The organism is Pseudomonas sp. 15C (assembly GCF_055484735.1).
In genome coordinates this window covers 29317-41661 of record NZ_JBUDGD010000021.1, presented here as the reverse complement: position 1 = coordinate 41661, position 12345 = coordinate 29317, and the positions used below count along the sequence as shown (strand labels likewise).

Annotated in this window: 12 protein-coding genes; 6 read left to right on the top strand and 6 right to left on the bottom strand. The window is 59.7% G+C overall.

Going from position 1 to position 12345, the window contains the following annotated elements; all coding sequences use genetic code 11:
* Positions 1-48: 48 nt before the first annotated feature.
* The 4 genes from ACYYKW_RS13395 to ACYYKW_RS13380 form a co-directional block, all read right to left on the bottom strand.
* The gene (locus ACYYKW_RS13395) at positions 49-1176 is read right to left on the bottom strand and encodes an NAD(P)/FAD-dependent oxidoreductase (protein ID WP_090281872.1); all 1128 of its coding nucleotides are present in this window, start codon (positions 1174-1176) and stop codon (positions 49-51) included.
* A gap of 149 nt (positions 1177-1325) precedes the next feature.
* Positions 1326-2270 (bottom strand): ornithine cyclodeaminase family protein, encoded by a 945-nt coding sequence (locus ACYYKW_RS13390; RefSeq protein WP_464990341.1) that lies wholly within the window; start codon positions 2268-2270, stop codon positions 1326-1328.
* Positions 2271-2387: 117 nt separating this feature from the next.
* A complete protein-coding gene (rhlB, locus tag ACYYKW_RS13385) occupies positions 2388-3878 on the bottom strand; it encodes an ATP-dependent RNA helicase RhlB (protein ID WP_464990340.1) in 1491 nt (496 codons plus the stop codon).
* 96 nt (positions 3879-3974) lie between these two features.
* Entirely contained in the window at positions 3975-4631 is a 657-nt protein-coding gene (locus ACYYKW_RS13380; protein ID WP_336354929.1) for an alpha/beta hydrolase, read from the bottom strand.
* Positions 4632-5099: 468 nt separating this feature from the next.
* Between ACYYKW_RS13380 and ACYYKW_RS13375 the strand changes: the two genes are divergently transcribed.
* The 4 genes from ACYYKW_RS13375 to ACYYKW_RS13360 all read left to right on the top strand — a co-directional run bounded on the left by ACYYKW_RS13375 (position 5100) and on the right by ACYYKW_RS13360 (position 9262).
* Positions 5100-6131 carry an amino acid ABC transporter substrate-binding protein gene (locus ACYYKW_RS13375; RefSeq protein WP_090281876.1) on the top strand — a complete coding sequence of 344 codons (1032 nt, stop codon included), beginning with the start codon at positions 5100-5102 and terminating at the stop codon, positions 6129-6131.
* Positions 6132-6197: 66 nt separating this feature from the next.
* A complete protein-coding gene (locus ACYYKW_RS13370) occupies positions 6198-7379 on the top strand; it encodes an amino acid ABC transporter permease (protein WP_464990339.1) in 1182 nt (393 codons plus the stop codon).
* A gap of 10 nt (positions 7380-7389) precedes the next feature.
* Entirely contained in the window at positions 7390-8484 is a 1095-nt protein-coding gene (locus ACYYKW_RS13365; RefSeq protein ID WP_090281878.1) for an amino acid ABC transporter permease, read from the top strand.
* A gap of 13 nt (positions 8485-8497) precedes the next feature.
* Positions 8498-9262: an amino acid ABC transporter ATP-binding protein gene (locus ACYYKW_RS13360; RefSeq protein WP_016771581.1), complete on the top strand. Its 765-nt coding sequence runs from the start codon at positions 8498-8500 to the stop codon at positions 9260-9262.
* 52 nt (positions 9263-9314) lie between these two features.
* On the opposite strand, the gene ACYYKW_RS13355 is transcribed toward ACYYKW_RS13360, so the two are convergent.
* Together ACYYKW_RS13355 and ACYYKW_RS13350 are read right to left on the bottom strand one after the other, a co-directional pair.
* Complete coding sequence (locus ACYYKW_RS13355; RefSeq protein ID WP_093104526.1) at positions 9315-9797, bottom strand: type II toxin-antitoxin system MqsA family antitoxin; 483 nt, start codon at positions 9795-9797, stop codon at positions 9315-9317.
* A complete protein-coding gene (locus tag ACYYKW_RS13350; protein ID WP_464990338.1) occupies positions 9794-10105 on the bottom strand; it encodes a type II toxin-antitoxin system MqsR family toxin in 312 nt (103 codons plus the stop codon). Before ACYYKW_RS13350 ends, ACYYKW_RS13355 begins: the two co-directional genes overlap by 4 nt.
* Before the next feature lie 166 nt (positions 10106-10271).
* Here ACYYKW_RS13350 and ACYYKW_RS13345 point away from each other — a divergent pair, with 166 nt between their 5' ends.
* Positions 10272-10931, top strand: coding sequence for a FadR/GntR family transcriptional regulator (locus ACYYKW_RS13345; protein WP_464990337.1), 660 nt, complete (start codon positions 10272-10274; stop codon positions 10929-10931).
* The gene (locus ACYYKW_RS13340; RefSeq protein WP_464990336.1) at positions 10921-12225 is read left to right on the top strand and encodes a CynX/NimT family MFS transporter; all 1305 of its coding nucleotides are present in this window, start codon (positions 10921-10923) and stop codon (positions 12223-12225) included. Before ACYYKW_RS13345 ends, ACYYKW_RS13340 begins: the two co-directional genes overlap by 11 nt.
* The last annotated feature ends 120 nt before the right edge of the window (positions 12226-12345 follow it).

Below are 12345 nucleotides of genomic sequence, written 5' to 3'. Positions count from 1 at the left end.
AGGCGCAGGGAGTGTGCCGCAATCCGTGGCGCGCGTCACCGCAGGGATTCAGCGCAGGCGAGCAGGGGAGAGCATGGCGCTGTTCAGCCCGAATTGCTGCAGGTGTTCGGGCAGTGGCTGGCCACGCACCAGTGCCGCGCTGGCCTGGCCCATCGCCGGCGACGTCTGAATGCCGTAGCCACCCTGCGCCGCCACCCAGAACAACCCCGGCACCCGCGGATCGAAACCGCTGAGCAAATCGCCGTCGGCGACAAAGCTGCGCAACCCGGCCCAGGTGCGGGTCGGGCGGCGAATGGTCAGGGTGGTGGCTTCTTCGATCTGATAGATGCCCATGGCGATGTCCAGTTCTTCGGGCTGGACATCATGCGGTTCGACCGGATCGGCGTTGGCCGGCGAGCCAAGAAACATCCCAGCGTCGGGCTTCATGTAAAAGGACTCGTCGAGGCTGACCAGCATCGGCCAGTGATGAATATCGACGCCCTCAGGCCCGGCGAAGATGAACGCGGCACGGCGTTTCGGTTGCAGGCCCAGCGCAGTTGCACCGGCCATAGTGCCGATCTTGTCGGCCCAGGCGCCGGCGGCGTTGATGATCACCGGGGCGCTGAACGTCTGGCCGTTGGTTTGAACGTGCCACAAACCTTCGGCGTCGCGGCTCAGGCCGAGCACTTCACAGTCGGTGTGCACTTCGCCGTTGTGGCGGCGGATGCCGCGCAGGTAACCCTGATGCAGAGCATCGGTATCGATATCGCTGGCGCTCGGATCGTAGATTGCGCCGTGGACTTTTTCCCGGCGCAGAATCGGCAGGCGCGCGCAGGCTTCGTCGGCGCTGAGCAGTTGCATCTGCGGCACGGTGGCTTTGGCGCTGAGGTATTGGTTGTTCAATTCGGCGGCGTCACCGGTGAAATCCACAGTCATTTCGCCGCGTGGCGTCAGCAATGGGTGTTCGCAGAAACCGGCCGGTGGATGGTCGAAAAACGCACGGCTGGCTTGAGTCAGCGCGCGCACCTGTGGCGTGCCATAAGCCGCGGTGAACAGCGCGGCGGAGCGGCCAGTGGAGTGATAGGCCGGATGGGATTCACGCTCGAGGACAATGACTTTGGCGTGTGGTGACAGCCAGAAACCGGTGGAAGCGCCAGCAATTCCGCCGCCGATGATGATGAAATCTGCCTGGTTCATAAGGGGCTCCGGTGTGTACACCATATTCAGAAATTGCACTGTCCCCTGTAGGAGTGAGCCTGCTCGCGATAGCGATCTATCATTCAACGATGCATCGTCTGATATACCGCGATCGCGAGCAGGCTCACTCCTACAGGGGCTTTGTGCGTTCAGTGATGAAGGTGATAAATGGCATTGGCCAGGGCAATGTCCTCCAGCCCCAAACCGATCGAGCGAAAAAACACATGACGCCGGTAATCGGGACGCTGCACCTTCTCGCTGAGCAGATCCGCCAGGTCGCCCACAATTGAATCTTTGCTCCAGCCATGCTGCTCAGCCGCAATCAGCATTTCACCCGCCGAACCTGGTGTGGTCAGACGATAGTCGCAGAACACCTGCATGTCGTTGAGGTTTTGCGGCGGCACTTCGTGTGCGCGCGGGGCGTTGGTGCTGATCGAGGTAATCAGTGCCGGTCTGCTCAACTCGGCCGGCTCGATCACCGGCCCGGCGGACGACGTGCACAGCATGATGACGTCTGCATCAGCGAGAGCGGTTTCGCGGCTGGCGGCGATTTTCAGCCCCGGCGCGATGGCTTTCAATGCGGCCTGTGTTTCAGCATCTTCCAGCAAGGAGGGAGAATGCACGCTGATGCTTTGCCAGTCGCGCAACGGTTTCACATAGTGCAGATGCGCCTGGGCAACCTTGCCGCTGCCGATTATTGCCAGCCGTGTAGCGTTTACGGGGGCAAGGGCGTCGATCGCCACAGCGGTGGTCGCCGCAGTCCGCGCGGTGGTCAGTTCGCCGGCATCGCACAGCAACAGTGGCTGGCCAGTTTGCATCGACATCAGCAGTGTCCACGCTGTCACCAGCGCGCCTTGCTCGCGGACGATGTACGGCGAAGTCTTCACGCCGTACACGCCGTCTTCGGCCAGCACGCCCAGATAGTTGATGAAATCGCCGGCGCCTTGCGGAAATTCCACCCATTGCTGCGCCGGCTGCACGGCGCTGCCGGCCGCAAGATCGCGGAACAGCTTGCGCAAAATCTGCGGCACATCGATCTGGGCCAGCAGTTCACGAGCCTGGGCCTGGTCGATCACGTAGGGCGTGCTGGACATGATGCGCTCCGAAATTAAACTTATTTTTCCATTATGGACTTTTAGTTCTTTCGAGCAATACGCGGGCGAAAAAAAAGCGCAGTCCGTTGCCGGCTGCGCTTTTTTGTCGGGCGTCGCTTACTGCGGACGCTTTCGCTCAACCGGGCGCAACAGATGCGTCGGCGGCGTTTCACAGCTGATCTTGCGGCCGAGCTTTTCTTCGATGGACGGCAACTGGTAGGAGTCGTCCTCGCCGGCGAAGCTGATCGACACCCCATCGGCCCCAGCGCGACCAGTACGGCCAATGCGGTGCACGTAATCGTCCGGGACTTCCGGCAGGGTGAAGTTGATCACATGGCTGATGCCATCGATGTGAATGCCGCGACCGGCCACATCGGTGGCGACCAGTACGCGAATCTTGCCTTCGCGGAAACCTTCCAGGGTCTTGATGCGCTTGTGCTGCGGCACGTCGCCGGACAGTTGCGCGGCATTGATGCCGTCGCGCACCAGACGCTCTTCGATACGGCGCACTTCGTCTTTGCGGTTGGCAAACACGATGACCCGTTCCCAGCCGTTATCGTTGACCAGGTTGTAGAGCAGTTTGTATTTGTCGGCAGCGGCTACGGCGTAGATGTGCTGCTCGACATTCTCGTTGGCGACGTTGGTGATTTCGATTTCGACAATCGCCGGATCGGTGGTCCATTGCTTGGCGAGGTTCATCACGTCTTCGGTGAAGGTCGCGGAGAACAGCAGGGTCTGGCGCTCGGACTTCGGCGGGGTCTGGCGAATGATCTGCCGGACTTGCGGGATGAAACCCATGTCGAGCATGCGGTCGGCTTCGTCCAGCACCATCACTTCGACCATGTCCAGGTGCACGTCGCCACGCTGGTTGAAATCGAGCAGGCGGCCCGGGGTCGCCACGAGAATGTCGCAGTGCCGCGCTTCGAGGTGCTTGAGCTGCTTGTCGAAGTCCATGCCGCCAACGAAAGTCATCACGTTGAGGCCGGTGTATTTGGTCAGGTCAGCGGCGTCCTTGGCGATCTGCACCACCAGCTCACGGGTTGGCGCGATGATCAGCGCACGGGGTTCACCCATGTAGCGTTCTTTCGGCGGTGGCGTCTGCAACAGCTGGGTAATGATCGAGATCAGGAACGCGGCGGTCTTGCCGGTGCCGGTCTGCGCGCGGCCGATGGCGTCTTTGCCGGCGAGGGTGTAACCGAGCACCTGCGCCTGGATCGGCGTGCAATACGGAAAGCCCAGATCCTGGATCGCGTGCATCAGTTCTGGGGAAAGTTTGAAATCGTGGAAGCGGGTTTTGCCTTCCTGGGGCTCGACGACGAAGTCTTCGAGTTTCCATGGAATCACCGGGGCCTTGGGCTTCGGTTCGCGGCGTGGTCTGGCCGGTTTCGGCGCTTCGCTGCGTGCGGGCTCGGCGGCGATTGGCGCGGCCGTGGCAGGTTGCGGCGGTTGTTTCGGTGCTGGCTTCGGTGCCGCTACGTGAGCGGTGCGGTCGGCCTGCGCGGCATCGTTGCGATGACCGGCGGCGTGCGACGGCGCACTGGGAACTGGCGCGAGCTGCTCAGCCTCGCTTTTACCGAACATCTTCTTGAGTGCTTTGAGCACGGTCATCTCATCAGTTGGTTAAGGAATGTACGCCGGCCAGTGTAATGCAAGAAACGGGCGCGGCGTAGGGGGAGGCGCAAAGGCTGCCAATAAAGCCGACCCTTAGCGCAGGCGTTCGCTCAACCAGACACCGATGTCGCGAATTTCTTCGGGTAACACTTCGTGCTCCATTGGGTATTCCTGCCATGTCACGGTGACACCATGCTTGAGCAAGTGCTCATAGGCGCTGCGGCCCATCGAGCTCTGCACCACGCCATCGTACTGGCCGTGCAGGCACAGTGCCGGAATCCGCTGCTGACTGGCGGATAATTCCAGTTCATCGCTGAACGTCGGCGCGTAGGTCGACAACGCCAGAACCCCACCCAATGGCCCCTGCCACTTCACAAAAGCGGTGTGCAGCACCACGGCGCCGCCCTGGGAAAAGCCGGCGAGAAAAATCCGCGAGGCGTCTATTCCGCTGGCGCGCGCGGTTTCGATCAATTCAATGATGCGATCCGCCGACGCTTCCAGCTGGTCACGGTCAATCGCCCGGGCCGGGCTCATGGCTTTGATGTCGTACCAGCTGGGCATGGCATATCCGCCATTTATCGTCACCGGAAGGGTCGGCGCCTGCGGGAGCACAAAGCGTGTGCTCAGCAGACTTTCCTGCAGCGCCTCGGCCACCGGCAGGAAGTCATAGCGGTCGGCGCCGAGGCCGTGCAGCCAGATCACGCAGGCATCTGCGGGCTTAACAGGCTGAAGAATCAAGGGCTCGGTCATGGCTGCTCCAAAAATGTGCGGGCGCTCTCATTCAGTGCGTGATGGAAGTGCGCGCCCGGTTGATCCGTTAAGAAGATGTCGCAAGGTTACAAGTTTTGCTATTGACGTGTCGCGCAAACACTTTGGCAAGCGGTGTGGTACGGCGTTTGCTATGGAGGTTTCTGTACGAAGCGTCCTACGCGTGGCGGTAACACTATCAGTCTACGTCGCGCGATGGGACAGCAACGAATCCGGTGATGGATGTTCGCCAATGGCCGCTACGGGCTTAGCGAACGTGAAAGGGCTACAGCCCGTTCGGCCGATTGGTGAGAAGTGAGTGATCCATGATGTGGATTTTCTCCTACTAGACTCATAGCGAAGGTCTTACGTCGGTTGACCCCAAAAAAAGCCAACACGGGTCAACAACGCCTCAAAAGGGTGCGACTGGACTCAAGCTCCGACACAACAAGAGCAAAACTGGAGGTTTGAATGAAGATGTTGAAATCCACTCTGGCGGTCGTGACTGCTGCAGCAGTACTCGGCGTCAGCGGGTTCGCTCAGGCGGGTGCAACCCTGGATGCGGTACAAAAGAAAGGTTTCGTGCAGTGTGGCGTGAGCGACGGTCTGCCAGGCTTCTCGGTACCGGACGCAACCGGCAAGATCCTCGGCATCGATGCTGACGTCTGCCGCGCTGTGGCCGCCGCCGTTTTCGGCGACGCGAGCAAGGTCAAGTTCAGTCAGTTGAACGCCAAGGAGCGCTTCACCGCGCTGCAATCGGGCGAGATCGACATCCTCTCGCGCAACACCACCATGACCAGCTCTCGCGACGCGGGCATGGGCCTGAAATTCCCGGGCTTCATCACCTACTACGACGGTATCGGCTTCCTGGTTAACAACAAGCTGGGCGTGAAAAGTGCCAAAGAGCTGGACGGCGCGACCATCTGCATCCAGGCCGGTACCACCACCGAGCTGAACGTTTCCGACTACTTCCGTGGCAACGGTCTGAAATACACCCCGATCACTTTCGACACCTCCGATGAAAGCGCCAAGTCGCTGGAATCCGGTCGTTGCGACGTGCTGACCTCCGACAAGTCGCAACTGTTTGCCCAGCGCAGCAAGCTGGCCTCGCCGAAGGACTACGTGGTTCTGCCGGAAACCATTTCCAAAGAACCTCTCGGCCCGGTCGTGCGTAACGGCGACGACGAGTGGCTGGCCATCGTCCGTTGGGTCGGCTACGCGCTGCTCAACGCAGAAGAAGCCGGCATCACTTCGAAGAACGTCGAAGCAGAAGCCAAGTCGACCAAGAACCCGGACGTGGCCCGTATGCTCGGCGCTGACGGCGAGTACGGCAAAGACCTGAAACTGCCGAAGGACTGGGTAGTACAGATCGTCAAACAAGTCGGCAACTATGGCGAAATCTTCGAGAAAAACCTCGGCAAGAGCACTCCGCTGGAAATCGACCGCGGCTTGAACGCCCTGTGGAACAACGGCGGCATTCAGTACGCACCACCAGTGCGCTAATGGTTCTATCGCCCGGCGGGCCAACCGCCGGGTGATGTTCTTGTTCCATTTCTTCCGGGGCACTTCATGCAAAATTCAATCGGCGCACCAAAGCAGAGGCTCAGCCTCAGCGATCCACGAGTGCGTGCGTGGCTATTCCAGATCATCACCGTTGTGGCGGTGGTCTCGCTTGGCTGGTACCTGTTCGACAATACGCAAACCAACCTTCAGCACCGGGGCATCACCTCCGGCTTCAGCTTTCTGGAGCGCAGTGCCGGTTTCGGCATCGCTCAACACCTGATCGACTACACCGAAGCGGACAGCTATGCCCGCGTCTTTGTCATCGGTCTTCTCAACACCTTGCTGGTAACCGTGATCGGTGTGGTTCTGGCGACGATTCTCGGATTCATCATCGGCGTGGCACGGCTGTCGCAGAACTGGATCATTGCCAAACTGGCGACGGTGTATGTGGAAGTGTTCCGCAATATTCCGCCGCTGCTGCAAATCCTGTTCTGGTACTTCGCGGTGTTCCTGACCATGCCGGGGCCGCGCAACAGCCACAACTTCGGCGACACCTTCTTCGTCAGCAGCCGTGGCCTGAACATGCCGGCCGCACTGGCTGCCGATGGCTTCTGGGCCTTCGTGATCAGCATTGTGGTGGCGATCGCCGGCATCGTGCTGATGACCCGCTGGGCCAACAAGCGCTTCGAAGACACCGGCGTGCCGTTCCACAAGTTCTGGGCCGGCTTGGCGATCCTGCTGGTGATCCCGACCTTGTGCGCGCTGATTTTCGGCGCTCCGCTGCATTGGGAAATGCCTGAGCTGAAGGGCTTCAACTTTGTCGGCGGCTGGGTGTTGATCCCGGAGCTGCTGGCGTTGACCCTGGCCCTGACCGTTTATACCGCAGCGTTTATCGCCGAGATCGTGCGTTCCGGGATCAAGTCGGTCAGCCACGGCCAGACCGAAGCGGCACGTTCGCTCGGCCTGCGCAACGGCCCGACCCTGCGCAAGGTGATCATTCCGCAAGCCCTGCGCGTGATCATCCCGCCGCTGACCAGCCAATACCTGAACCTGGCGAAGAACTCTTCGCTGGCGGCCGGTATCGGTTACCCGGAAATGGTTTCGCTGTTCGCCGGCACCGTGCTCAACCAGACCGGTCAGGCGATCGAAGTGATTGCCATCACCATGAGCGTCTACCTGGCGATCAGTATCAGCATTTCCCTGCTGATGAACTGGTACAACAAGCGCATTGCGCTGATCGAGCGGTAAGGAAAAGCGCATGAGTACTCATACTTTCAAACCCGACATGCCACCACCGAACAGCAGCATTGGCGTGGTCGCATGGATGCGCGCGAACATGTTCTCCAGCTGGCTCAATACCCTGCTGACCCTGTTTGCGTTCTATCTGATTTATCTGGTTGTGCCGCCGATCCTCAGCTGGGCGATTGTGGATGCCAACTGGGTCGGCACCACGCGCGCCGACTGCACCAAGGAAGGCGCCTGCTGGGTGTTCATTCAGCAGCGCTTCGGCCAGTTCATGTACGGCTATTACCCGACCGAACTGCGCTGGCGCGTTGACCTGACCGTGTGGCTGGCGGTCATCGGCGCAGCACCGCTGTTCATTTCGCGGGTGCCGCGCAAAGCGGTCTACGGGCTGTGCTTCCTGGTGCTGTACCCGATCATTGCGTTTACCTTGCTGCACGGCGGGTTTGGCATGACCACCGTGCCGACCAGCCAGTGGGGCGGCCTGATGCTGACCTTGGTCATCGCTACGGTTGGTATCGCCGGGGCCTTGCCGTTGGGCATCGTACTGGCGCTGGGCCGGCGCTCGAACATGCCGGCTATTCGCGTGGTCTGCGTGACCTTCATCGAGTTCTGGCGCGGCGTGCCGTTGATCACTGTGCTGTTCATGTCCTCGGTGATGCTGCCGCTGTTCCTGCCCGAAGGCATGAACTTCGACAAGCTGCTGCGTGCACTGATCGGCGTGATCCTGTTTCAGTCGGCCTATGTTGCCGAAGTGGTGCGCGGCGGCCTGCAAGCGATCCCTAAAGGCCAATACGAAGCCGCGGCGGCGATGGGCCTCGGTTACTGGCGCTCGATGGGCCTGGTGATTTTGCCGCAAGCCCTGAAGCTGGTGATTCCCGGCATCGTCAACACGTTCATTGCGCTGTTCAAGGACACTAGCCTTGTGATCATCATCGGCCTCTTCGACCTGCTCAACAGCGTCAAGCAAGCCGCTGCCGATCCGAAATGGCTGGGCATGGCCACCGAAGGCTACGTGTTCGCCGCCCTGGTGTTCTGGATTTTCTGTTTTGGTATGTCGCGCTATTCCATGCATCTGGAACGCAAGCTCGACACTGGCCACAAGCGTTAGGAGTTCTCTGTAAATGAGCGAAGCAATCAAAAAGCCTGTGGGCCCTGAAGGCATCATCCAGATGCAGGGCGTCAACAAGTGGTACGGCCAGTTCCACGTACTGAAAGACATCAACCTCAACGTCAAACAGGGCGAGCGTATCGTCCTGTGCGGACCGTCGGGCTCGGGCAAATCGACGACGATTCGTTGCCTCAATCGCCTCGAAGAACACCAGCAGGGTCGCATCGTTGTCGATGGCGTGGAGTTGACCAACGACCTCAAGCAGATCGAAGCGATCCGTCGCGAAGTTGGCATGGTGTTCCAGCACTTCAACCTGTTCCCGCACCTGACCATTCTGCAGAACTGCACCCTGGCGCCGATGTGGGTGCGCAAGATGCCCAAGCGCAAGGCCGAGGAAATCGCCATGCACTATCTGGAGCGCGTACGCATTCCGGAGCAGGCGCACAAGTACCCGGGGCAACTGTCCGGTGGTCAGCAGCAACGTGTGGCGATCGCTCGCGCGTTGTGCATGAAACCGAAAATCATGCTGTTCGATGAGCCGACTTCAGCGCTCGATCCAGAGATGGTGAAGGAAGTGCTCGACACCATGATCGGCCTGGCGGAAGACGGCATGACCATGCTTTGTGTAACCCACGAAATGGGCTTTGCCCGCACCGTGGCCAACCGCGTGATCTTCATGGACAAGGGCGAGATCGTTGAGCAGGCCGCGCCGAACGACTTCTTTGATAATCCGCAGAATGACCGGACCAAGTTGTTCCTGAGTCAGATTTTGCATTGATGATTGATGAGTGAAACCAACCCGGCCATGTGCCGGGTTGGTTTTTTTTGGGTCAGGAAACCGAAAGGGATTCATGCTCTTTGTGGACGATGTGCTCGAAACCTCTCAAATCTGCACCTTCGCCAAGAGTCTTTGCATCGGTTAGCAAATACGGGTAACGATCCAATAAACGCATCAACAGTATGAGTGCCTTGGGCGGCAAGATTTCGCCGCGCTCGTAGCGAGAGAATGCGTTATGCCCACCACCAGACAGCAGTTGCACCGTCTCTTTTTGCGTCAGATGCAATTTGCGGCGAATTCTTCTCATCTCGTTGCCGACCATTTTCCTGCTGGCGATAACGAGTTCATCGCATGCATCTGAATAACGTTGCCCGCACATTTCATCGAGCTCGACCTCTCCGCACTTTTGACATTCCCACCCCGACAGGTTGTCAATCCGGCGCTCCATCCCTTTGACGCTCACCGTTTCGCCTCGGCCGTCGAAATGCACCATGCCTTCAGCGGCACCGCAACTGAAACACTGTTGCGTACTCATGAGTTGTTCTCCTTGAAAGAGATCACAGGTGGGCGCTTGTCGTAGTGATATGACACCTTTATGTAAATCTCCAGACCATGTGAATTGATGTGATAGACATCCTGCCAAATACGGTGGTTGTCATAAGTCGTCATCGACTTGTAGAGCATGCTGCGCTGTAGCCTGAAAACTACTTCCTGCATGTCTGCGAGCGTCAGCTCCAGCTCAGATCCGCTTCTTCTGGCAGTGTTCGTGAACGCTCTCCAGCCTAGCCTCCTGACATCCGCCTTGATCACCGCCAAGTCGTAATGGGGCGTGTTCTTTTCCATAAGAAGCCAAAAACCCTGTCCCTGAAATTACCCTTAAAGGGTAATTTTGACCAATCGAAAATGCCGCTCCATGTGTCTCGATTGACCCTAGGTGGTTGCCGTCCTACATGGGTCTGACTAACATGTCGGAAAATTCATCCCATGATTGGATGAAAGGACGAGACCTATGTCAGACATTTCTCCACTCATCAAACGGTCGCTGGTCGATCAGGCGCTGGATCAGTTACGCCAGCGCATCAACAGCGGCGCATGGCAGGTCGGCGAACGCTTGCCGACCGAGCCTGAGCTGTGCGCCGAGCTGGGCATCAGCCGCAACACCGTGCGCGAAGCCATGCGCGTGCTGGCGTTTTCCGGGCTGATCGAGATCCGTCAGGGCGACGGCAGTTATCTGCGCGCGCTGGTCGATCCACTGGATACGCTGAAGGCGTTGTCGCGGTGTTCGCTGGATCAGGCGCGGGAAACCCGGCACATCCTCGAAGTCGAGGCTATCGGCCTGGCAGCGTTGCGCCGCACCGACGAGGATCTGGCGGCACTGCGCGAAGCGCTCGGCACCAGCGGCAGCCATTACCACGGTGACCTCGACACCTACATCGCCTGCGATCTGGTGTTTCACCGGCGTCTGGTCGACGCTGCGCACAACCCGACGCTCAGCGAGCTGTATCGCTATTTCTCCAGCATCGTCGGCGCGCAATTGCGCCAGACCCTGAACATCGTCCCGCGCCGTCAGGAAGTGTTCGATCTGCACATTGCGCTGCTCGAAGCGGTCGAACAACGCGACCCGGAACGGGCCAAAGCCTTGTCGAGACAGTTGATCAATGAACCTTGAAACCGAGAAAACCATGTCCCGCAGTGAGTTATCCACAGCGCCGAATCGCACCACCGAACTCGAAGAACTGCTGATCGATGCCGAGGCGGATGACGAGCAAGTGCAGCAAAGTCATCCGCTGGTGAAGCGTCCGTGGCTTTTGCTGCTTGGGTTGATTCTGGTAGCGCTTAACCTACGCCCGGCACTGTCGAGCATGGCGCCGCTGCTCAGCGATGTCTCCAAAAGCCTTGGATTGTCTGCGGCGCAGGCGGGTTTACTGACGACGTTGCCCGTACTGTGCCTGGGTTTGTTCGCACCGCTGGCACCGATTCTGGCCCGGCGTTTCGGTGCTGAACGGGTGGTCCTGGGGATTCTGCTGACGCTGGCTGGCGGGATTATCCTGCGCAGCAATTTTGGTGAGATCGGCCTGTTCGCCGGCAGCGTCCTCGGCGGCGCCAGTATCGGCATTGTCGGCGTCTTGTTGCCCGGCATCGTCAAGCGCGACTTTGCCAAACACGCCGGGACCATGACCGGCGTCTACACCATGGCCCTGTGTCTGGGCGCGGCGATGGCGGCAGGTTCGACCGTGCCGTTGAGTGAGCACTTCGGCAACAGCTGGGCGATGGGGCTGGGCTTCTGGGTGATTCCGGCGCTGCTGGCCGCGGTGTTCTGGCTGCCGCAAGTCGGCTCGAAACACGGCGCGCACAACGTCGCTTACCGCGTACGCGGGCTGTTGCGTGACCCATTGGCCTGGCAAGTCACCTTGTACATGGGCCTGCAATCGTCACTGGCCTACATCGTGTTCGGCTGGTTGCCGTCGATCCTTATCGGTCGTGGGCTGACACCGACCCAGGCCGGTCTGGTGTTGTCCGGTTCGGTGATCATTCAACTGGCCAGCTCGCTGGCCGCGCCATGGCTGGCGACGCGCGGCAAGGATCAGCGTCTGGCCATCGTCGTCGTCATGGCGCTGACCCTCGGCGGCCTGTTCGGTTGTCTGTATGCGCCAATCGAAGGCCTGTGGGGCTGGGCGATCCTGCTCGGCCTGGGGCAGGGCGGCACGTTCAGTCTGGCGCTGACGTTGATCGTGCTGCGCTCGCGTGATTCCCATGTCGCGGCGAACCTGTCGAGCATGTCCCAGGGTTTCGGTTATACGTTGGCCTCGATGGGGCCGTTTGCGGTCGGCGTGGTGCATGACTGGACGGGTGGCTGGAATGCCGTGGGCTGGATTTTCGGCATCATTGGTACCGGCGCGATCATCGCCGGCCTCGGTGCCGGGCGAGCGCTTTATGTGCAGGTGCAAAGCGAGCGAATCTGACACGCTTCAACTTGTAGGAGTGAGCCTGCTCGCGATGGCGGTGGATCAGTCAGTACGATGTTGACTGCCAGGAGGCTATCGCGAGCAGGCTCACTCCTGCAGGGTTTTATGTACTGCCAG

Excerpts from the sequence above, each read along its gene's own strand:
- ACYYKW_RS13365 (WP_090281878.1), top strand. The coding sequence starts at position 7,390 with ATGAGTACTCATACTTTCAAACCCGACATGCCACCACCGAACAGCAGC.
- ACYYKW_RS13375 (WP_090281876.1), top strand. The coding sequence starts at position 5,100 with ATGAAGATGTTGAAATCCACTCTGGCGGTCGTGACTGCTGCAGCAGTA.
- ACYYKW_RS13360 (WP_016771581.1), top strand. The coding sequence starts at position 8,498 with ATGAGCGAAGCAATCAAAAAGCCTGTGGGCCCTGAAGGCATCATCCAG.
- ACYYKW_RS13380 (WP_336354929.1), bottom strand. The coding sequence starts at position 4,631 with ATGACCGAGCCCTTGATTCTTCAGCCTGTTAAGCCCGCAGATGCCTGC.
- ACYYKW_RS13395 (WP_090281872.1), bottom strand. The coding sequence starts at position 1,176 with ATGAACCAGGCAGATTTCATCATCATCGGCGGCGGAATTGCTGGCGCT.
- rhlB (WP_464990340.1), bottom strand. The coding sequence starts at position 3,878 with ATGACCGTGCTCAAAGCACTCAAGAAGATGTTCGGTAAAAGCGAGGCT.
- ACYYKW_RS13345 (WP_464990337.1), top strand. The coding sequence starts at position 10,272 with ATGTCAGACATTTCTCCACTCATCAAACGGTCGCTGGTCGATCAGGCG.
- ACYYKW_RS13340 (WP_464990336.1), top strand. The coding sequence starts at position 10,921 with ATGAACCTTGAAACCGAGAAAACCATGTCCCGCAGTGAGTTATCCACA.
- ACYYKW_RS13390 (WP_464990341.1), bottom strand. The coding sequence starts at position 2,270 with ATGTCCAGCACGCCCTACGTGATCGACCAGGCCCAGGCTCGTGAACTG.
- ACYYKW_RS13350 (WP_464990338.1), bottom strand. The coding sequence starts at position 10,105 with ATGGAAAAGAACACGCCCCATTACGACTTGGCGGTGATCAAGGCGGAT.
- ACYYKW_RS13355 (WP_093104526.1), bottom strand. The coding sequence starts at position 9,797 with ATGAGTACGCAACAGTGTTTCAGTTGCGGTGCCGCTGAAGGCATGGTG.
- ACYYKW_RS13370 (WP_464990339.1), top strand. The coding sequence starts at position 6,198 with ATGCAAAATTCAATCGGCGCACCAAAGCAGAGGCTCAGCCTCAGCGAT.